17 protein-coding genes and 1 pseudogene are annotated in these 21,405 nt (G+C 57.4%); 11 read left to right on the forward strand and 7 right to left on the reverse strand.

The features are described 5' to 3' along the window. Nucleotides 1-188 precede the first annotated feature (188 nt). The 4 genes from IC231_RS08630 to IC231_RS08645 all read left to right on the forward strand — a co-directional run bounded on the left by IC231_RS08630 (nt 189) and on the right by IC231_RS08645 (nt 6,065). The gene (locus tag IC231_RS08630) at nt 189-1,184 is read left to right on the forward strand and encodes a DUF2279 domain-containing protein (RefSeq protein ID WP_211538963.1); all 996 of its coding nucleotides are present in this window, start codon (nt 189-191) and stop codon (nt 1,182-1,184) included. A 137-nt stretch (nt 1,185-1,321) separates the two neighbouring features. After that, nucleotides 1,322-2,425, forward strand: coding sequence for a Smr/MutS family protein (locus IC231_RS08635; RefSeq protein ID WP_190784137.1), 1,104 nt, complete (start codon nt 1,322-1,324; stop codon nt 2,423-2,425). Nucleotides 2,426-3,044: 619 nt separating this feature from the next. Further along, nucleotides 3,045-4,907, forward strand: coding sequence for a M1 family metallopeptidase (locus IC231_RS08640; RefSeq protein WP_190784138.1), 1,863 nt, complete (start codon nt 3,045-3,047; stop codon nt 4,905-4,907). 102 nt (nt 4,908-5,009) lie between these two features. Further along, nucleotides 5,010-6,065 carry an NHL repeat-containing protein gene (locus IC231_RS08645; protein WP_190784139.1) on the forward strand — a complete coding sequence of 352 codons (1,056 nt, stop codon included), beginning with the start codon at nt 5,010-5,012 and terminating at the stop codon, nt 6,063-6,065. Between the two features lie 72 nt (nt 6,066-6,137). On the opposite strand, the gene porX is transcribed toward IC231_RS08645, so the two are convergent. Beyond that, nucleotides 6,138-7,706: a T9SS response regulator signal transducer PorX gene (gene porX, locus IC231_RS08650; RefSeq protein ID WP_190784140.1), complete on the reverse strand. Its 1,569-nt coding sequence runs from the start codon at nt 7,704-7,706 to the stop codon at nt 6,138-6,140. 348 nt (nt 7,707-8,054) lie between these two features. On the opposite strand from porX, the gene IC231_RS08655 reads away from it, so the two are divergent. From IC231_RS08655 to IC231_RS08680, 6 genes and pseudogenes are all read left to right on the forward strand, one after another. Continuing rightward, nucleotides 8,055-9,284, forward strand: a complete 1,230-nt coding sequence (locus IC231_RS08655) for an HD domain-containing protein (RefSeq protein WP_190784141.1) — start codon at nt 8,055-8,057, stop codon at nt 9,282-9,284. Nucleotides 9,285-9,411: 127 nt separating this feature from the next. Continuing rightward, the gene (gene lpxD / locus IC231_RS08660) at nt 9,412-10,452 is read left to right on the forward strand and encodes a UDP-3-O-(3-hydroxymyristoyl)glucosamine N-acyltransferase (protein WP_190784142.1); all 1,041 of its coding nucleotides are present in this window, start codon (nt 9,412-9,414) and stop codon (nt 10,450-10,452) included. Between the two features lie 136 nt (nt 10,453-10,588). Further along, entirely contained in the window at nt 10,589-11,983 is a 1,395-nt protein-coding gene (locus IC231_RS08665) for a bifunctional UDP-3-O-[3-hydroxymyristoyl] N-acetylglucosamine deacetylase/3-hydroxyacyl-ACP dehydratase (RefSeq protein ID WP_190784143.1), read from the forward strand. A 111-nt stretch (nt 11,984-12,094) separates the two neighbouring features. Continuing rightward, nucleotides 12,095-12,892, forward strand: coding sequence for an acyl-ACP--UDP-N-acetylglucosamine O-acyltransferase (lpxA, locus tag IC231_RS08670; RefSeq protein WP_190784144.1), 798 nt, complete (start codon nt 12,095-12,097; stop codon nt 12,890-12,892). A 58-nt stretch (nt 12,893-12,950) separates the two neighbouring features. After that, nucleotides 12,951-13,514: pseudogene (locus IC231_RS08675) on the forward strand (ABC transporter ATP-binding protein); the annotation flags it as partial. Nucleotides 13,515-13,809: 295 nt separating this feature from the next. Further along, the gene (locus IC231_RS08680; RefSeq protein ID WP_190784146.1) at nt 13,810-14,172 is read left to right on the forward strand and encodes a hypothetical protein; all 363 of its coding nucleotides are present in this window, start codon (nt 13,810-13,812) and stop codon (nt 14,170-14,172) included. Nucleotides 14,173-14,285: 113 nt separating this feature from the next. Here IC231_RS08680 and IC231_RS08685 read toward each other — a convergent pair whose 3' ends face one another. Beyond that, on the reverse strand, nt 14,286-15,041 hold the full coding sequence (locus IC231_RS08685) for a DUF4197 domain-containing protein (protein ID WP_185886848.1): 756 nt from the start codon (nt 15,039-15,041) through the stop codon (nt 14,286-14,288). A gap of 106 nt (nt 15,042-15,147) precedes the next feature. Then, nucleotides 15,148-15,975 carry a DUF4197 domain-containing protein gene (locus IC231_RS08690; protein WP_190784147.1) on the reverse strand — a complete coding sequence of 276 codons (828 nt, stop codon included), beginning with the start codon at nt 15,973-15,975 and terminating at the stop codon, nt 15,148-15,150. A gap of 98 nt (nt 15,976-16,073) precedes the next feature. Between IC231_RS08690 and IC231_RS08695 the strand changes: the two genes are divergently transcribed. Next, nucleotides 16,074-17,336 carry a competence/damage-inducible protein A gene (locus tag IC231_RS08695; RefSeq protein WP_190784148.1) on the forward strand — a complete coding sequence of 421 codons (1,263 nt, stop codon included), beginning with the start codon at nt 16,074-16,076 and terminating at the stop codon, nt 17,334-17,336. A gap of 26 nt (nt 17,337-17,362) precedes the next feature. On the opposite strand, the gene IC231_RS08700 is transcribed toward IC231_RS08695, so the two are convergent. From IC231_RS08700 to IC231_RS08715, 4 genes are all read right to left on the reverse strand, one after another. Then, complete coding sequence (locus tag IC231_RS08700) at nt 17,363-18,136, reverse strand: metallophosphoesterase family protein (protein ID WP_190784149.1); 774 nt, start codon at nt 18,134-18,136, stop codon at nt 17,363-17,365. Between the two features lie 69 nt (nt 18,137-18,205). Then, a complete protein-coding gene (locus IC231_RS08705) occupies nt 18,206-18,781 on the reverse strand; it encodes an ArsI/CadI family heavy metal resistance metalloenzyme (protein ID WP_190784150.1) in 576 nt (191 codons plus the stop codon). A gap of 31 nt (nt 18,782-18,812) precedes the next feature. Then, complete coding sequence (locus IC231_RS08710; RefSeq protein WP_190784151.1) at nt 18,813-19,160, reverse strand: ArsR/SmtB family transcription factor; 348 nt, start codon at nt 19,158-19,160, stop codon at nt 18,813-18,815. 135 nt (nt 19,161-19,295) lie between these two features. Further along, complete coding sequence (locus tag IC231_RS08715; RefSeq protein ID WP_211538964.1) at nt 19,296-21,368, reverse strand: heavy metal translocating P-type ATPase; 2,073 nt, start codon at nt 21,366-21,368, stop codon at nt 19,296-19,298. Between the last annotated feature and the right edge of the window lie 37 nt (nt 21,369-21,405).

Raw genomic sequence — 21,405 nt, forward strand, 5'->3', positions numbered from 1 at the left:
TTGAATTGGGAATTTTTAGAACAAGGACAAGAACCAGTGGTGCTGCATTAACCGATTTAACAAAGCAACCTCCCCATTTCAGTGCAAAGGGGCATTAAAGATACATTGCACGTCGGTATTTATACAAGCCACAAAAGGCTTTTATCGTAGCTTTAAGCCCATTTTAACCTGCTGCCGCGCCTGCCCTGATGCTGTTCTTTTCTCTGCTTTCCTGGTTTGGCTTGCGGTTCCGCAGAAACGGGTGGCTGGTGAGTGCTGCCTTACTCGTGGCAACAGCACCGACGCTGGCACAACCAGGCATGCCTGCAGGGCCCGACACCGCACAAATCCTGCGGGCGCCTTCCATCGCCTCTGCCAGCAACGCTCTTGACAGCAGCCGCCTGAACCGGCGGCTCCCACTGCTGGCGGGCGGGCTGGCCGTGACCTATACAGGATTAATGTATGGGCTTAGCAAGAGCTGGTACACCGGCGAACGGGTGCCACTGCACTGGTTCAACGACCTGCCGGAGTGGAAGCAGATGGACAAAGCCGGGCACTTCTGGGGCGCGTTTCATCAGAGCCGGGGTGCGGTGGATATGCTGCGCTGGGCCGGCGTGCCGGAGCGGCGCGCCCTCTGGTACGGTGGCTTCGTGGGGTTTCTGCTCCAAAGTCCCATTGAGCTGCTGGATGGCCGCGACCCAGCCTATGGTGCTTCGGCCACTGATCTGGCAGCCAATTTTCTGGGCTCAGCGGGCCTTATTGGGCAGCAGCTGGCCTGGGGTGAGGTGCGCATCATGCCCAAATACTCGTTCCACACTACCCGCTACGCTCCCATGCGCCCCAACGTGCTGGGCCGCAGCCTGGCCGAGCAGCACCTGAAAGACTACAACGGCCAAACCTATTGGCTGTGCGCCGATGTGGGCGCCTGGCAGCCGGCTACCTCGCGCTGGCCCCGCTGGCTGCAGCCGGCCGTGGGCTACGGCGCCCAGCAGATGCTTTACAACGACCCGGCTACCAACGCCGCTGCCGGTCTGCACGCGTATCGCCAGTACTATCTGAGCCTGGACGTTGACCTGCGCCGCATCCCGACCCGTAGCAAACTGCTGCGGCGCGTGTTCTACGTGGCCAGCATCTTCCATCTGCCCGCCCCCGCCCTCGAATGGAACCCGCGGCGCGGCCTGGTGATGCACGGGCTTTATTACTGAGCGGCCGGCAACGAAAGGCGCGGGCAGACACGGCGTTTCGCGGTGGGGCGGCGTAAGCAGGGAAATAACCGTAGGCCGGAGCCAAGTCCCGGTTACCTTTGTTGCTTTCCCACACTTGACCTGATACCGCTACCACTATGAACGTAGGAGACCGAGTGCGCCTGTTAACTGGCCGCGAACAAGGCATTGTTACCCGTCTGCTCAGCGACGAGCTGGTGGAAGTAGCCATTGATAACGATTTTACTATTCCGGTGCTGCGCCGCGAAGTGGTGGTAGTAGCCGCCGAAGAAGACAAGGCTTTCGGCCGCCAGGGCCCGGCGCCCGTATCGCCGCACCGTGCCAAGGCCGGTAAGCACAAGCCCACCAAGCAGGCACCAGTTGCTGCTCAATCGGAACGACCGGCTGCTGCCAGTGCGCCCGAGCAGCCCGCGCCGCCCAAAGCCACTGTGCCCCAGCCCGCCGCCAAAGGCCTTTATCTGGCTCTGAGCCATCAGTCGCCGGAGCTGCTGTCGGTGCACGTCATCAACCACACCGACCGGGACGTGCTCTACACCTACGGCGAGGAAAACCAGGGTCGCTACCGCGGACTGCGTTCCGACAAGCTGGGCGCCAAGGCCGTGAGCGGCGCGCTGGCCCACCTGCACCTCAAGGATTTCGACCAGTGGCCAGCCGTGGTAGTGCAGCTCCTCCCTCATCAGGTGAACGGCGACACGGCCTACGAGCTGCTAACTAAGCGCACCCAGTTCAAAGCCGCCAGCTTCTATAGCAGCCGCCGCGAAGCCCCGGTGCTGGGCCGCGAGGCCTATCTGTTTCAATTGGATGAGAAGCCCGCCGCGCCCGTGGCTATTGCGCCTGAGAAGCTGGCCGAAACGCTCCAGGCCCAGCTCACGGGCAACGCGCCCGCCAAACCCGCTGCCATAGCCCCGACACCCGAGCCCGCCAAAGCCATCAAGGCCCCGCCCCACGAGCTGGATCTGCACCTGGAAGCCCTGCGCCCGGAAGGTGGCGAGGAACTGAGCAACACGGCCATCCTGAAGCTGCAGCTCGAAGCCTTCGAGGATGCACTGAGCCGTGCGCTGGCCACCAACATGCACGAAATCGTGTTTATTCACGGCTCGGGTAGCGGTACGCTCCGCAAAGAAATTCATAAGCTGCTCAGCCGCAACAAGGACATCAAGTTCTTCGAGGACTCGCAGAAGGAAAAGTTCGGCTACGGCGCTACGCTGGTCCGACTGAAGTAAGCAGAAATAATATAATTGTGCCTTGAGAAGCTGTTTTTGGATAGTTTTTCAGGGCATAATTATTTGTAATACTCTCTTGCTTATGCATACTGGTTTTCGATATTCTACTCGCCACATACATTTTCATCTTTTATTATTCCTGCTCCTAATCAACTGCCTCCTGCCTGGCTGTATGGCGGTAAAGCATTACTCAATAGTATCACCGAAGCAATTGGGCCTCAATCAAATTCAACTTCGGCGGCTCAAAAAATTTGTAGGCCAGCAAGACAGGGATAACTGCCGCGACACTAAGCGTTACAACAGCGCTTCTTTTTACTTTTTTTCGCCCAAAGTAACATCAGCAGATTATATAGGCCTTGTATCCGTCAATCCGCGCAACAGTTCCCACAGTTCCACGATGTACTTCATAAATGGAAAGCGCCGTATGACCCCGCTTGACTTGAAGCTAACCAAGTGCGGGCCAATAGATTACATTGCCTCTGTTGACACTACGGCAGAAAAGAGAAGACGAGTTCAGGTTGTTGAAACTGCGCTACTACGTCACACGAATGAGTTACCGGATAGTCTTCAGCAGCAGATTAGACAATATTTTCAGTTTTTCTACCGATAGTTTCCTCGCATGAGATTTCCTGCGCTTCTCGCCGCTTCCCTCCTTTCCATTTCTGCGCTGTCTCAGCAGCTGCCGGTGCCGCTCAACCTGCAGGCTACCTACGCCAAAGGCACCCGCTCCGAAACCGGCGCGCCCGGCCCCAGGTACTGGCAGAACACCGCCGACTACGATATAGCGGTGCGTTTCGATCCGGCCACCCGGCGCGTGGCGGGCACCGTGGATATCAGCTACCAGAATGCCAGCCCCGACTCGCTGCGGCAGCTGCAGTTCAAGCTTTACCCCAACTACTACCAGAAGGGCGCGCCCCGTGCCGGCCGCATTGCGCCGGAAGATGTGAATGAGGGCGTGCAGATAGAAAGCCTGAGCCTCGACGGACAGCCGCAGGACGTAAGCAAGCTGCGCATTCAGGCCACCAACCTGCCCGTGCGGCTGCCGAAAGCTCTGGCTTCGGGCCGCGCCATCAAGATGCGGGTGGCGTATTCCTACACGCTCAACAAAGGCTCCCACATGCGCACCGGCGAGGTGGAGCCCAACGCGGCTTTCGTGGCCTATTTCTTCCCCCGCGTGGCTGTGTATGATGACATCGACGGCTGGAACGAGTTTGCCTACAATGGCTCCCAGGAGTTCTACAACGACTTCTGCACGTTCCGGGCGGCCATTACGGTGCCGCGCAACTTTGTGGTGTGGGCCACCGGCGACCTGCAGAACACCGACCAGGTTCTGACCAAGAAATACGCCAAGCGCCTCCAAGACGCGGAGCGCAAAGACGTCATTGCTACCATCATCAGTGAAGCCGACCTGCAGCGCCAGGACATTACGGCCGCCAACGCCGAAAACACGTGGCGCTTCGAGGCGAAGAACGTGACAGATTTTGTATTTGCCACCACCGACCACTATGTGTGGCAGGCCAGCAGCCTCATGGTGGACCCCGCCACCAAGCGCCGCACCCGCGTTGATGCGGTGTACAACCCCAAGCACAAGGATTTTGAGGAAGTGGTGCAGTTCAACCGCCAAACGGTGCAGGCCATGAGCTACACGTTTCCGAAGTGGCCCTTCCCCTACTCCCACGAAACCGTGTTCGACGGCCTCGACCAGATGGAGTACCCGATGATGGTGAACGACAACCCCGTAGAAACCCGCGACGACGCCATTACCCTCACCGACCACGAGGTATTTCACACCATGTTCCCGTTTTATATGGGTACCAACGAAACCAAATACGGCTGGATGGACGAGGGTTGGGCCACCATCGGCGAGTGGATTATTTCGGGCATCATCAAGCCCGGTTTCGAGGACGACTATGGCGTGGAGCCCTACGCCAAAGGCTCGGCGCAGGAGTTCGATGTGCCTATCACCACGCTCAGCACCCAGCAGACCGGCACGGCGTTTTTCCTCAACTCCTATCCCAAGCCCGCGTTGGGCTACCTCTACGTGAAGGATTTGCTCGGTGATGAGCTGTTTACGAAGGCGCTGCACACCTACATCCGCAACTGGAACGGCAAGCACCCCATGCCCTACGACTTTTTCAATTCGATGAACACGGGCGCGGGCCAAAACCTGAACTGGTTCTGGCAGCGCTGGTTCTTCGACGGCGGCTACCCCGACCTAGCCATTGCCAGCGTGAGCAAAACCGCCACTGGCCACGACATCCTCGTGCAGGCCAAAGGCACCAAGCCCGTCCCGATTGACCTGACCGTAACCTACGCCGACGGCAAAACCGAAAAGCTGCACCGCACCATAGCCGTATGGCAGGCCGGCAACTCCAGCGTGACCGTGCCGCTAGCCACCACTAAAGCCGTGAAGCGCGTGGAGTTGGGCAGCACCTGGGTACCGGACAAGAGCAAGGCTGATAATGTGTGGGAGGGGAAGTAGAACACTGAAACCCATATTTCCACCTCCCAATTACCCTATATCTAGACTATGAGAATCAGCTGTAGCTGTACTTGTGCGCTGGGCTTTATGCTAAGCCTTTCCTTGTCTGTTCACGCTCAGAACCTACCCAATACAGCGTCATCTGCCAGTGCTCATACCAAGGTGTTCACGCTGGCAGGTGCCCCCAAACAAGCGGGTAGCATAGATGGTGGTGGCACAGAGGCGCGGTTCAAACGGCCAATGGGCATAGCCATAGCGCCAAACGGAGTAGTTTACATAGCTGACACAGAGAACCATACTATTCGCCGCATTACGCCTGCTGGCGCCGTTACTACGCTGGCAGGCACAGCAGGCAGCAAAGGCAGCCTTGATGGTAGCGGAGAAGCAGCCCGATTTTACCATCCGGTGGGCATTGCACTTGATTCTCAAGGCAACTTGTATGTCACTGACAGTGAAAACCACACTATTCGCAAGATTAATTCGGCTGGTCTGGTAACGACTCTGGTCGGCACAGCGGGCCGTAAGGGCATTTCAGATGGCGCTGGCATACAGGCCAGCTTCAATTACCCGCATGGTATTGCAGTAGGCGCAGATGGTACTATCTATGTCACTGATACAGAAAACCACACCATCCGGCAGATTAGCAGCACGGGCGTAGTTACTACACTAGCCGGCTCTGCAGGCAAAAAAGGAGCTCCCGATGGAACAGGCGCAGCAGCACTTTTTTACCATCCTTCCGGCATAGCCGTTACTGCCGAGGGCATCCTTTACGTAGCGGATAACGGCAACCATACTGTCCGTAAGATTAGCCGAAACGGCGCCGTAACCACACTCGCCGGAATGGCACGTAAGCGCGGCCACGCCGATGGCACGGGACCAGCCGCCCGTTTTGACTGGCCAAACGGTGTGGCGGTCGATTCGCAAGGCCTTGTGTATGTGGCGGACAATGTCAACTCCATAATTCGGATAATCACCCCTACCGGTGTAGTAACCACGTTGGTCGGCAAAGCACTCAGTTGGGGCAGTCAGGATGGAAATTCAGAAAGCGCGCGGTTCGAGTTTCCGTTTGGCGTAGCTGTTAACCCCTCCGGCAACATTATCTATGTAACTGACACTAAGAATCAAACAATTCGTCGCATTCAGCGTCCCCCGTTGTAATCTATAATAGATAGACCTGAAATTGAAAAGGCCAACCCAAATGGGTTGGCCTTTTCAATTTGCGCTGTTTAATTACCCTTTCGGGCTGAGCGTGATGTACGGAATGATACATTCCTCCAGCGAGATGCCGCCGTGCTGGAACGTGTCCTTGTAGTAGTTCACGTAGTAATTGTAGTTGTTGGGGTAGGCGAAGAAATAGTCGCCAACGGTGAAGACGTAGGCGGTACTTACGTTTTCGCGGGGCAGGAAAATACGCTCCGGCTTACGAACCGTGTACACGTCCTTGCTGTCGTCGAAGCCCAGGTTTTTGCCGTGCTTGTAGCGCAGGTTGGTGTTGGTGTTCCGGTCGCCCACAATCTTGTAGGGCCGCTTCACCCGGATGGTGCCGTGGTCCGTCGTGATGATGAGTTTGCCCTTCTTCTCGGCAATAACCTGCAGCATCTCATACAGCGGCGAGTGCAGGAACCACGAGCGGGTGATGCTACGGTACGCCGACTCATCAGCGGCCAGCTCCCGAATCATGGCCATGTCGGTGCGGGCGTGCGAGAGCATGTCCACGAAGTTGTAGACAATGGCGTTCAGCTTGAAGTTGTTGTGCAGGTTGGACATCTTGCCCAGCAGGTCTTTGCCGGCCTGCAGGTTGGTCACCTTGTGGTAGCTGAACTTCTGCTTCTGGCTGGCCTTCTGGAACATGATTTCCATGAACTCGGCCTCGTTGAGGTTTTTGCCCTCGTCATCATCGTCCCACACCCACAGGTTGGGGTATTTCTTCTGAATCTCGCCGGGCATCATGCCCGAGAAGATGGCATTGCGCGCGTAAGCCGTGGTAGTGGGCAGAATGGAGTAGTACATTTCCTCCTGATCCACGGTGAACAACTCGGCAATGATGGGCTCCAGAATCTTCCACTGGTCGTAGCGCAGGTTGTCAATCAGCAGGAAGTATACAGGCGTGTCGCCGGTCTGCTTCATGAGCGGAAACACACGCTCCTGAAACAGCTGGTGCGACATGAGCGGGGCTTCCTTGTCGTCGCCGTTCACCCAGTCCTCGTAGTTTTCCGTGATGAAGCGGCCGAAGTACGTGTTGGCTTCGTCCTTCTGCATGTTGAAGACCTCGGCCATGCTCTTGCCTTCCGTCTCGTTGATTTCCAGCTCCCAGTACACCAGTTTCTTGTACACATCAGTCCACTCGGCGGGGCTGAGGCGGTCGGAGAGCTGCATGCCCAGCTGGCGGAAGTCGCGCTGGTAGCCCGAGTTGGTTTTCTCGCTCACAAGGCGCTTGTTGTCGAGCACCTTTTTCACAGCCAGCAGAATCTGGCTCGGGTTTACGGGCTTAATAAGGTAGTCGGCAATCTTGGAGCCGATGGCGTCCTCCATGATGTGCTCTTCCTCACTCTTGGTAATCATGATGACGGGCAGCGTGGGCTTTACCGCCTTGATTTCGGTGAGGGTTTCAAGGCCGGTCAGGCCAGGCATGTTCTCATCCAGGAACACAATGTCGTAGTTCTGCTCCTGTACCTGCTCAATGGCATCAGCGCCGGAATTCACGCCCGTCACGTCGTAGCCTTTCTCTTTGAGAAACAGAATGTGGGGCTTGAGCAGGTCGATTTCGTCGTCGGCCCAGAGGATGGAGTATTGTTGCATAGTAGGGTCTTGGGTATGGCCGAAGCATGTGCTCCGTGCCTCATTAAACGAGCCAGTACAGCTGCCGTCCGCTCCGCCTTACGGCTTCCCAAGGAAGCCAAAGTGCGAATTTAGGTTGCAACTGAAGTTTCGTAAGTAGCTTTACTCCCAATCCCTGGTTTTTGGTTCTAAAAAATTACCGGAAACAGATATTTGCCTGTAACTCCGCCGTAAAGAAGCCGAAAAAAGTTGGTTTAGGTTCCCGGCTTCACGTGGCGGGCACCCGCCGGACAGGCCGATTCCTGTCTTGCTACTACACCTGATACCGTACTTAATGATGCCCCGGGCCAGTATCTGCCCGACAGCTCTATGAACAAAAAGAAAATCTTCAACGACCCGGTGTACGGCTTCGTCACGATTCCTACCGAGCTGTTGTTTGACCTGATTGAGCATTCCTATTTCCAGCGGCTGCGACGCATTCAGCAGCTGGGCCTCACGATGTTCGTGTATCCGGGCGCGCTGCACACCCGCTTCCACCACGCGCTGGGCGCCATGCACCTGATGTCGTTGGCACTGCGCACACTCAAGGACAAGGGCATTCCGATTTCGGCCCGCGAGGGCGAGGCCGCCCAAGCCGCCATTCTGCTCCACGACATCGGCCATGGCCCCCTCTCCCACGCGCTGGAGCGCAGCATTTTTCATGATGTGCACCACGAGGAAATCAGCCTGCACCTGATGCAGAAGCTGAACGCCGAGTTTGGCGGCGCGCTAGATCTGGCCATTGCCATCTTTAAGGGCTCCTACCACCGGCCGTTTTTCCACCAGCTCGTAAGCAGCCAGCTCGACATGGACCGGCTCGACTACCTCAACCGGGACTCGTTCTATACCGGCGTGCAGGAAGGCCGCCCCGGCGCCGACCGTCTCATCAAGATGCTGACTGTGGTAGATGAAAAGCTGGTGCTGGAAGAAAAGGCGGTGTACAGCATCGAGAACTTTCTGGTGAGCCGCCGCCTGATGTACTGGCAGGTGTATCTGCACAAAACCGTGACCAGCGCCGAGCAGATGGTGATTCGCATCATGCAGCGCGCCCGGGACCTGGTGCGCACCGGCGTGGAGGTGCCGGCCTCGCCCAACCTGCATTTCTTCCTGTCGCGCAACGTCACGCAGCAGGAGTTTGAGCAGGACGACCAGATTCTGCGCCGCTTTACCCGCCTCGACGACACCGACGTATGGAGCGCCGTGAAGCTCTGGGCCGACCACCCGGACAAGGTGCTTAACTTCCTGGCCCAAAGCCTGCTCGACCGGCGCCTGTTCAAAATCACGCTCCAAAGCCAGCCGTTCGAGGAGGATTTCCAGATTGGCATTGTGGAGCTGATTGCCGAGCGGTTTGGCCTCACGCACCAGGAAGCGGCCCAGCTGATGATATCCGGCCGCATCAGCAACAACGCCTACGACGCCGACGGCCAGGACACCATCGACGTGCTGACCAAGCGCGGCCGCGTCATAAACGTAGCCGAGGCCTCCGATTTGCCCAATATCAAGGCCCTGGGCCAGCGCGTGGAAAAGCACTACATCTGCTACCCCAAAGAGATTCTGTAAATCAGGGTCTTGGGGTCTTGGGAGCTTGGGGGCTTGGGTGATGTTCTGTGTGAAACCCTTGCGCTAAATCCAAGACCCCAAGCTCCCAAGCCCCCAAGACCCCAACAATTCTCTACTTTTGCACCCTATGGAATTTACGGTAGGCCAGATAGCAGAAGTGTTGCGCGGCGCAGTAGAAGGCGACGCAAGCCAGCGGATTGACCGGCTGGCCAAAATCGAAGAGGCCCAAACCGGTGCCCTCTCCTTCCTTTCCAATCTCAAGTACGAGCCGCACCTCTATACTACGGGTGCTTCAGCCGTAATTGTGAGCCGCACGCTGGAGCTGAAACACCCGGTTACAACGGCCCTTATCCGCGTCGATGACCCGTATACCAGCTTCACCACCCTGCTCGAGTTCTATCAGCAGGCCACCCGCACCGGCAAGCGCGGCGTAGAGGAACCGGCCTACATAGCCAGCAGCTCTACCATCGGCGGCAACCACTACCGTGGCGCGTTTTCCTACATCGGCGAGAACTGCCAGATCGGCAACGACGTGGTGATTTTCCCGCACGTTTTCATCGGCGACCGATGCAAAATTGGGGATGGCACAATTTTGTACGCCGGGGCCAAAATTTACGCCGAAACCGTAATCGGTAACCGCTGCACGGTGCATGCTGGTGCCGTCATCGGGTCCGACGGCTTTGGATTTGCGCCGCAGCCCGATGGATCCTACCGCACTATTCCACAGATCGGTAATGTGGTGCTGGAAGACAACGTGAGCATCGGGGCCAACGCCACCATCGACTGCGCCACTATGGGCTCCACCATTATTCGCGAAGGCTCCAAAATCGATAACCTCGTTCAAATTGCCCACAATGTGGAAATCGGGCAGCACACAGTAGTAGCGGCCCAGACGGGTATTTCGGGCTCTACCAAGATTGGCGACAACTGCGTGCTGGCCGGCCAGACCGGCATTGCCGGACACCTCACGCTGGCCAACCGCACCACCGTCACGGCCCAGTCGGGCGTGGGCAAATCCATCAAGGAAGAAGGCATTCTGCTACAGGGTTCCCCGGCCTTCAACCTACGTGACAGCCTGCGGGCCAACGCCGTTTTCCGGCACCTGCCGGACTTGGAGCGCCGCCTTACGCTGCTGGAACGCGGCACAAACCCGCCGGAAAAGTCCTAGCTTTGCATTGTACTAGGCTGTTGGCTGATGGCTGTTAGCCGTTGGCTTGGGGCTTTTTCCGCACTTTTTATTTTTGAACCCGCAACGGTTCCGAACGTCAGCTGACAGCTAACAGCCATCAGCTAACAGCCAAGGAATGAACGACAAGCAACATACTATTAAGGCACCCGTCACGGTGAGCGGCATTGGCCTGCACACCGGCGTACAGGCCACCATGACGTTTTGCCCGGCGCCCGTTGGCCACGGCTACAAGTTTCAGCGCGTGGATTTGCCCGGCCAGCCCATCGTGGATGCCGACGTGGACAACGTAGTAGACCTCTCGCGCGGTACCACCATCGAGCAGAACGGCGCCCGCGTCAATACGGTGGAGCATACGCTGGCGGCCCTCGTAGGTCTGCAGATTGATAACGTTCTGATTCAGCTCGACGGCCCCGAGCCGCCCATTATGGACGGCAGCAGCCACGAGTTTATTGAAGCGCTGGAAGAGGCCGGCCTCGAAGAGCAAAACGCGCTGCGCAACTACTTCGAGATTCCCGAAGAAATCCGCTTCCTCGACAACGCCCGCGGCGTGGAAATTGCCGCCTTGCCCCTTAACGACTACCGCCTCACGGTGATGGTCGACTACAACTCGCCGGTGCTGGGCTCGCAGCACGCCTCGCTCACCGACATCAGCCATTTCAAGGCCGATATTGCCAGCTCCCGCACGTTCTGCTTCCTGCACGAGTTAGAGGCGCTCTACAAGCAAAACCTCATCCGGGGCGGCGACCTGAGCAATGCCATTGTGGTGGTAGACCGGGTCGTGAGCGAAGACGAACTCAGCGAACTGGCTACCATGCTGGGCAAGCCCAAAGTGGCCGTGAAGAAGGAAGGCATCCTCAACAACGTGGACCTGCGCCACAAAAACGAGCCCGCCCGCCACAAACTCCTCGATATGGTCGGCGACCTGGCTTTGGTGGGCCGGCCGCTGAAAGGCCAGATTCTGGCAGCCCGCCCCGGCCACGCTGCCAACGTAGCCTTCGCCAAGAAGATCAAGAAAAAGATGCTGGAAGCCGATTCGTCGCCGATTCCCAGCTACGACCCCAGCCGGCCACCGGTCATGGATATCAACCAGATAGCCGCCACGCTGCCCCACCGCTACCCCTTCCTGCTCATCGACAAAATCATTCACCTCGACGCCACTACCGTGACGGGCGTGAAGAACGTGACGATGAACGAGCCATTTTTCCAGGGCCACTTCCCCGGCAACCCAGTGATGCCCGGCGTGCTGCAGATTGAGGCCATGGCCCAGACCGGCGGCATTCTGGTACTGAATACTGTGCCCGACCCGGAAAACTACTGGACCTATTTCATGGGCATCGAAAACTGTCGGTTCCGCCGCAAGGTTATTCCCGGCGACACCCTCATATTCCGCTGCCAGCTGCTGGCGCCCATCAAGCGCGGCATTGCCAAAATGAAAGGCCAGGCCTTCGTGAATGGCAAAGTGGTAATGGAAGCCGAAATGTCGGCCAGCATCGTCCGTAAAGACGCGTAACCCTGAATTAGTAGTTAGTAACTAAGAATGAATAATTCTCAAACGACATTCGCATTCCGCGGCGTTGAGGCATTCTTACTTATTAATTCTTAAGTACTAATTAACCAACGAATGAACCAGCCGCTCGCCTATATCCACCCGCAAGCCAAAATCGCCCAGAACGTGGTAGTGGAACCCTTCACGACCATTGATAAGGATGTGGAAATCGGGGAAGGCACCTGGATTGGCCCCAACGTGACCATCATGGCCGGGGCGCGTATCGGCAAAAACTGCAGGATTTTCCCGGGCGCCGTCATTGCCGCCATGCCGCAGGACCTCAAGTTCGCAGGCGAGAAAACCACGGTTCATATCGGCGACAACACCGTAATCCGGGAATGTGTGACCGTCAACCGCGGCACTGTAGACAGGCTCCGGACCGTAGTGGGTGCCAACTGCCTGCTGATGGCCTACGTGCACGTGGCCCACGACTGTGTAATTGGTGACAACTGTGTGCTGGCCAATGCCGTGCAACTGGCCGGCCACGTCGAAATCGGCGACCATGCCATTATCGGCGGCACTTCGGCCGTGCATCAGTTTGTGAAAGTAGGTCCGCACGCCATGATTTCGGGCGGCTCTTTGGTGCGCAAGGATGTGCCGCCATTCGTGAAGGCCGGCCGCGAGCCGCTCACCTACGCGGGCATCAACAGCATCGGGCTGCGCCGCCGGGGCTATTCCGACCAGAAGATTTCCGAGATTCAGCAGCTCTACCGTTTGCTGTTTCTGGGCGGTATGAACAACAACGACGCCCTCGACAAGATTGAGCTGGAGCTGGCGCCTTCGCCGGAGCGCGACGAAGTGGTAAACTTTGTGCGCAACTCGGGACGAGGCATTATCAAGGGCTATTCGCGCGGCGGCAACGGTGCAGATTGAAGCAACCGGGCTAAGCAAGCGCTACGCCCGCGACTGGATTTTCCGGGGTCTGACGCATACGTTCCTACCTGGCACGGCAACGGCAGTGCTGGGCCCAAACGGCGCCGGCAAAAGCACCCTCCTCAACACTCTGTCGGGCCAACTGCTGCCCACGGCTGGCTCGCTTAGCTACACGCACGCGGGCCAAGCCATTCCGGTGGAAGAACTACCGCCCTTGCTGGCCTATGCGGCCCCGTATCTGGAGCTGATTGAGGAGCTCACGCTCACCGAGCTATTGCAGTTCCACACGCGTTTCAAGCCGCTACGCCCCGGCTCCAGCCCCCGGCAGCTCATCGAGTTGATGTATTTGGAAAAAAGCAGCCATAAACTGGTGCGCGACTTTTCTTCGGGCATGAAACAGCGCCTGAAGCTGGCCCTGGCCCTCTATGCCGACACACCGCTGTTGCTGCTCGACGAGCCTACTACCAACCTCGACCGTACCGGCGTAGCCTGGTACCTGGAGCACGTACACGCCACGCTAGCTGGCCGCACGGTGCTGGTGTCGTCGAACGTGCCGGAAGAGTACGCCTTCTGTACCCAGCAGCTGCTGATTACGGATTTCGGAGCGCAGGCAGCACGATAAGCATTGTTCTGGAGCAGTCTGCGGAGCTGCCTGGCCTCGCTCAACGTTCTCATTTCGGTGACGGTACATGGTGCGTGAGCAGGACGACAGCTGTACGTTGCGCGCTTCTTTTACTGCGCAATTTGGCAGTAGTTAGGCCAAGCAAGGGCGCAGCTAAAGCGGCAGGCGGATACGCGGCCAGCAGAAAAGCAGAAGCAGGCATCAACCGGAAATGGTTCGTGCCGTATCTTCGCAACCGAAACGGCGGTACTTGCGCCTCTTCCTTTTCACCTTCTTACCGCCCCTGACCAAGGCCATGAGACAATACGACGACCTAGACGATGACGACCTGCTCGGCGACGATGACGAGCTGGATAATTTTGCCAAAACCGGCGGCAGCAAAACCCGCGGCACTTCTGAAGACCAACTTTCGGCTAAGTACGCTGATTATCTGATGTGGCGCGACACCGGCTCTTCACACGATGAGGCGCTGGACCTGGCCAACATGAGCGAAGATGAGTTTGAGCTGGCAGATGCCTCCGAGGATTCGGAAAATGACACCAAATTCACTAGCCTCGACGACCTCGACGAAGACGATTATTCCGACGGTGGCGACGAGTATGGTAGCTCCGGCAGTTCCCGCAACAGCGGCCGCAACTCCGACTACGACGATTATTAGTCTGCTTTGATCTGACCGTATATAATTTGATCTGACCGTATATAAAAAGAGCCTGCACGTACTGTGCAGGCTCTTTTTGTGTGTAGCAAGAATACTCCCGCAACTGAATGCAGCTAGTTTTTGCGGCCGAATACTTTCTTAAGCAAATCTGTAGTGCGCGCAACGGGGTTTTCGCGGATGTTGGCTTCTTCCTGCGCAATCAGCGTGAACAGGCCACCAATGGCGCGGTCGGTAGCGTACTGATTCAGGTCAGTCTGAACGGGCGTTACGAGCGGAATCCGGTTGTAGCGGGTTGTCAGGTCAGTGTAGTAGCGGGTGGCGCCCACTTTGTCGAGGCTTTGCTGGATAATTGGCTTAAAGGCCGAGCTTAGCTGGGCAGTAGTAGTGCGCTGCAGATACTGCGTAGCAGCATTTTTCTCCCCCGTCAGAATATTCCAAACGTCCGTGAAGGTCAGGCTTTTGATAGCCGACAGGAAAATAGGCTTGGCACTTTTAGCGGCATCCTCAGCCCCCCGGTTCAACGACAGCTCAAACTTATCGACCTGGCTACCCAGCCCAATGTTGCGAAGCGTGGTGGCCACGCGCTGAGCATCGGGCGGGAACGGAATCCGGATAAGCCGGTTCAGATTAAAGCCATCCGTTTTGGAGGCCTGATCTGCACCTTTGCTGATGCCCTGGACTAAAGCCTCTTTCAGACCATTGGCGGCTTCCGTATTCGTCAGGCCCCCCTGGCTGGTAGTGCTACCCGATTTGGGCAGCGGCGGCAGCTTGATGTTGCCAATTTTAGGAAGGCTGAAAATCTGCGCCGAAGCGCTGAACTGGAAACCCAGCAGCGCCAGGGGAAGAACGAGAAAGAGGCGTTTGTTCATGGTAGGTGCGGCGGTAGTGAAAAGAACAGGCCGAGGCCGTACAGTGCCAATTGCACAAACCGGACCAAACCCCGCCGCGTTCCTGCAGGGGCCGACCAAGCCGCTTCTATTGCCCGAATACCCGCTTCAGCAGCTCGCTGCCGCGCGCAGCCGGGTTTGCCCGGATCCGGGCTTCCTCGGCGGCAATCAGCGTGAATAAGCCATCAACGGTCTTCTGGCTAGCGTAGGCATTGAGGTCTGCGTTGATGGGTGTTACGAGTGGAATCTTGTTGTATCTGGCCACCATTTCAGCATACAGCTTGGTAGCACCCGTTTGATCCAAGGACTGCTTAATGGTGGGCTGGAATGCTGTTTTGAGCTGTTCGGCAGTCTTTTCGTATAGAAACGTGGTACCGGCGTCGCTCTCTTTGCTGGTAGCCAACCCCAGTGCGTCCTGAAAGCTCAGATTCTGCAGCGCACTCAGGAATATCGGTGCGCCATCTTTGGCAGCCGTTTCTGCACCACGGTTCAGCGCTACTTCAAACTTATCCACCAGCGCGCCCATGCGGAGGCCCCGCAATGTGGTAGCTACCAGTTCGGCTTCGGGCGGAAACGGAATCCGGATATCGGCGTTGGCATTAAATCCATCGAGGGCCGAGGCCTGCTCTACGCTACGTGTGATGCTTTGCGTCAGGGCTTCTTTCAAGCCGCTGCTGGCATCAGTATCTGTCAGTGGGATTTTCACCGGGGCTACCACCGTGGCGGCTTTGGTGGTAGTAGTCGTGGTCTTCGCCGTAGTTTTTACGGGCGCTTTTGCGGGCGTTTTCGCCGTGGTTTTTTTGGCAGTGGTGGTTTTCTTGGTAGTTGTCGTGGTCTTTTTGGTCTGAGCCTGAGCGGCTACAGGAGCAACCAGGGCCAGCCCAAGCGCGAAAGTGAGCGTACGAAACGTGGACATATGCGGCAGATGACGAAAACCAGACGGCCTGCGTGGCGGTCTTACGCGTCAGGGTGCCAAATTGCGCCAAATCCCTCTCCTATCCTAACCTCCGCTGTATGCCGCTGCTTCCCGACGTTGAAATCATGACTATTGGCGATGAGCTACTCTACGGGCAGGTCGTCGATACCAATTCGGCCTTTATGGGGCAGGAATTGGCCAAAATTGGACTGCGCGTCCGGCAGATCAGCAGCGTATCCGACCGTGCCGACGAAATTGTGGCGGTCCTTGATCAAGCCCGTGAACGGGCTCAGGTGGTACTCATTACGGGCGGCCTTGGCCCCACAAAAGACGACCTCACCAAACACGTGCTGGCGCACTACTTTCACACGGAACTAGTGCTGCACGAGCCCACGCTGGAGCATGTGGAAGGCATTTTCCGTCGTTTCAACCGCCCGATGCTCGACGTGAATCGGCAGCAGGCGCTGGTGCCGGCCAACTGCGAAGTGCTGTTTAACGCAGTAGGCACGGCACCGGGTATGTGGTTCGAGGACCGGGGCACTGTGTTCGTGAGTATGCCCGGCGTGCCCCACGAAATGAAATATCTGATGACGGAAGCCGTGCTGCCGCGCCTGCAGCAGCGTTTTCAGGTGCCACCCATTGAGCACGTAGTGGTGCAGACCGTGGGCCTTGGCGAGTCGTTTCTGGCCGAGCGGATTGCGGACTGGGAAGCAGCCTTGCCCGCCAATTTCAAGCTGGCCTACCTCCCCTACCTTGGCGGCGTGCGGCTGCGCCTCACCGGCCACGCCGATGGCCTGCCAGACCTGCGCCAGCGAATGGAAGCGCTGCTGCCGGAACTACGGGCCCGGTTGGGCGAGCATGTTTTCGCCGAAGGCGAAGTGAAGCTGGAAGAAGCAATTGGCCGGCTGCTGCAGGAGCGTGGCCTCACGCTGGGCACTGCCGAAAGCTGTACCGGCGGCCTGCTGGCGCACCGCATTACCAGCATTCCGGGCAGCTCGGCTTACTTCCTGGGCAGCATTGTGGCCTACGACAACCGCGTGAAACAGCAACAGTTGGACGTGAAAGCCGAAACCCTGGCGGCTTACGGAGCAGTGAGCGAGGAAACGGTGCGGGAAATGGCCGAAGGAGCCCGCCAGCGCCTAGGGGTGGACGTAGCGCTGGCTACCAGCGGCATTGCCGGCCCCGACGGCGGCACCCCAGACAAACCCGTGGGTACTATTTGTATTGCCTACGCCGATGCCCACCAGACGGTGAGCCGGCGCTTCACCTTCAACCGGGGCCGGCAGCTAAATGTAGAATACACCGTCACGATGGCTCTTAACCTGCTGCGGCTACACTTGCCAGCCTTAGCTGAGGCCTAGCTACCATGAGTCTACGGTACGTTTTCTCAATAAGCCTTACGGAGCATATCCGCGTATTCATCAGGCAGGGTTGATAATTCAATGGCCTGAGCGGCCTTCTCCACGTCGTATGCTACCCGAACCAATTCGGAGCGGATACTTTGAGGGTCGGTGAGCCGGGTGTTTTCATCTAGGTGCAGCAACTGGTAGGCTGCTCGGGGGTCGCCATCCTTGGGTTTGCCTACGGAGCCGATATTGAGCGCATGCCGGTAGCGGGTTTCGCCCTGGTACTCATAGGGCAGAATGCGGTGGTACGGCTTGTGGGTGTGGCCGAAGAGCAACACGTCAGCATTTGCTTCCTGCAAAATTCTCAGTGTACTGGCTTCTGGTCGTTCCTCGAACAGATACTCATTGATTTTGCGTGGCGAGCCGTGCACCATCAGCAGACTCAGGGTGCACGGCTCTTCCTGAAATTCCAGCCGCATGTGTCTGGGCAGACAGCGCAGGTAGCGCCGCTCAGTTGCGTTCATCACGTGGTTGGTGTAGGCAATGCTGCGTGCCCCCAACTCTTTCTCACGGCTGGTTTTGTAGGCGCATCCACATTCTGACGACCCCAGCCCGATGCCTTGGTCGTAGTTTCCGGCCAGCGTTGGTATACCACGGCGGCGCACCTCGTTGACCACTTCGTTGGGCCAGGGGGCATAGCCGACTAAGTCGCCTAGGCAGAAAATCATATCCGGCTGCCGCTGCTCCATGTCAGCCAGCACCGCTTCAAGGGCGGGCAGATTGCCATGCACATCCGAGAAAAAGGCAATTGTCATCTTCGCTATTTTAGGAAGGATAAATACTCCGGCAGGCGGCCGACGCAACTAATACAACCAACTACCTGCCTAGCAGCAACCGCCACCGGGCGTGCAAGCGGCCGTAGTAGCCGGGGCAGCTTCCAGCAGCGTAAAGGCCATGGGCGCGGTAGTAAGTACCTCTTCGGCTTTGGGGGCAGCAGATGCGGATGGCGCGATACAGCACTGGGCACTGCTGCTGGCAGCGTGTTCGTATTCCTGCTGGTAGCGCGGGTCGTTGAATTCCGCATCCTCGTGGAAATAATACACCTCCCATTCCACACCGTCCGGGTCGTTTACCCAGAACTTGTCCTGCTTGGCATAGCAGCAATTCGTGCCCATTTCTTCGCGCGGTAGCAGACCAGTGGTGCGAGCCTGCTCCAGCCGCTGTTCCATTTCCTCCATGGTTTCTACCTGAAAGCCCAGATGGCCGAAGTTGCTGGCTACCCGTTCAGGATTTTCCACGAACGAAATGATGAGCGAAGGCTGATCAAGTACATATTTGGCATAGCCCCGCCGAATTTTGGCAGCGGGCCGGCCAAAGAAAGCCGTGTAGAAATTGACGGTAGCCGTCAAATCAGCCACGTACAGCGAGACGTGCATGCGGGGAAAGGCAGAAGTTTCCATAGAGCAAAGTGGGGTGAAGTGAACAGAAAAATTAGCAGCAGGATGCGCCTGGACCGCAAACATCTTCGGCAGTGGCATCCGTGAAAAAGGTCGTGAACTGCTGCTGCACCTGGCGCAGCAGTCCCATGTTGAGGCAGTAGCAAACGGTAAGCCCGTCTATTTCACCCCGAATCAGGTCCAGGGCTTTGAGTTCCTGCAAGTGCTGTGACACCGTCGTGCGGGAGAGCGGCAGCTCGGCGGCAATGTCGCCGGAAATGCATGTTTTTTTGGAGGCCAGTAGCTGAATAATGGCTACCCGAGCTGGGTGCGCCAACGCTTTAGCCACGCGGGCCAGCTGTTGTTGCTCCTCGGTAAAAACAGTTGTTTTGGCGTACGTCATAGCATCAATGTATTATGACGTAAACATACGACATAGTACGTCGTATGTTTACGTCATAGTCAATTATTTTTTCTCGTTACTCTTAATTGCCTTCTCTGCTGCTTATCCAGCAGCATGCAGTGCCACTCCCTTAGCCTAAAATTTCATACGCTGGATTCGTACGGCGTTCAGAATGGCGAGCAGCGCCACGCCCACATCGGCAAACACGGCTTCCCACATGGTGGCCAGCCCACCGGCGCCCAAGGCCAGCACAATACCTTTCACGATGAAAGCCAGCCAGATATTCTGCCAGACCACGCTGTGTGTGGCGCGGGCAATACGACGGGCAGTGGCAATTTTGCTCGGATGATCGGTCTGTATTACCACATCGGCCGTTTCGATGGTGGCATCGGAACCCAGCCCGCCCATGGCTATGCCCACATCGGCAAGGGCAACTACGGGAGCATCATTTACTCCGTCGCCCACAAATGCCACCCGGCGGCCTTCTGCCAGATACTGCTGCACATAGCGGGCTTTGTCTTCCGGCAACAAGCTACCGTGCGCTTCGTCGATGCCGAGTTGCCGGGCAACTTGCTGCGTGATGCTGTCTTTGTCGCCAGAGAGCATTACCAACTTCGAGATACCATCGGCTTTCAGCTCCTGCACTGCTCGGGCAGCATCTTCTTTCGGCGAATCGGCCACTGTGATGTATCCGGCGTATTGCCCATCTATGGCGGCTACCACAATGCTGTCTACCACCTCGTCGATTTCTGCGGGATAGGCTACACTGTATTTGCTGAGCAGCCGTGCGTTGCCGGCCAGCACGTCGTGCCCTTCTACCCTACCCCGCAAGCCGTGGCCGGCTATTTCCTCAACATTTTCCACGGCTACACCCACAGCAGCCTCTCCTACATGCGCCACTACGGCTTTGGCTATGGGGTGAGTAGATTTGGTTTCCAGAGCGCCAACTAGGCGAAGCAAATGGGCTGGCTCTATACCAGCTGCGGGCCGCACCTGCTGCACAGAAAACACGCCCTGCGTCAGGGTACCGGTTTTGTCCAGCACTACCGTATTGATTTCGCGCATCAGGTCCAGGAAGTTGGACCCTTTGAAGAGGATGCCTGCCTTGGAGGCCGCCCCGATACCGCCGAAATAGCCCAGCGGGATGCTGATGACCAACGCGCAAGGACAGGCTATAACCAGAAATACCAACGCCCGATATAGCCACTCCCGAAATACATAGTCCTGCACCACGAAATACGGCACCAGCACCAGCAACGCAGCCAACGCCACTACAATAGGGGTGTAAACTCGGGCGAAGCGGGTGATGAACTGCTGCGTTTTGGCTTTGCGGCCTACGGCGTCCTGCACCATGGCCAGTATTTTTGAGAGCTTGGTATCTGCAAAACCGGCCGTAACTAAAATCTGGGCCAGAGTTTCCTGGTTAATCATGCCGGCCAGAACCGTTTCGCCAGGCTGTTTGGTCTGGGGCACAGATTCGCCTGTGAGAGCCGACGTGTTGAAGGACGCCGCCGAGTTCTGCAGCGTGCCGTCAAGCGCGACCTGCTCGCCCGGCCGAACTTCCATGATGTCGCCCAGCACAACTTCCTTCGGGTCTAGCACCAGGCTCTGGCCGGCCCGCACTACCCTAACTTCAGTAGCCTGAATATTCAGCAAGGCCTGGATACTGCGCTTGGCTCGGTTCACAGCGGCATCCTGAAACAGTTCCCCGATGGTGTAGAACAGCATTACGGCTACGCCTTCCGGATACTCGCCAATGGCAAAAGCGCCCAGTGTGGCAATGCTCATAAGCAGAAACTCATTGAACACGTTGCCGGAAGGAATACTCAATATGGCCGCTTTCATCACCTTCCAGCCCACCAGCAGGAAGGCTACGCCGTACCACGCCAGGCGCACATACCCCGCAAAGAAACCTGCGTCATAATAATCCAAGCCAATACCAACGAGCAACAGCACCAGGCTTACGCCGGGTATCAAATAAGGATTCTCACCGAGTGGCCCGTGGTTATGGTCATCTTGCCCAAAGCTCAGCTCGCCTGGGTCGTGCGAGTGGCCAGCATGGTCGTGGCCGGCTACATCATGGCCCTGAGGTTGCCGGGTTGCTTCAGGCGTAAGCTGCTCCCGGCTGAGTGCCCCCACGTTTTCGGGCTTAATCTGCTTGGCGGTATTCAGTTTTTCGCCGGTATTGCGGGAAGTCGAATCGGGCATGAGCAAACGGAGGCATGAGAGGTTGAAGCAAGCGGCA

Origin of the sequence: Hymenobacter duratus (assembly GCF_014698995.1) — a bacterium.
In the GTDB taxonomy this organism is placed as follows: domain Bacteria; phylum Bacteroidota; class Bacteroidia; order Cytophagales; family Hymenobacteraceae; genus Hymenobacter; species Hymenobacter duratus.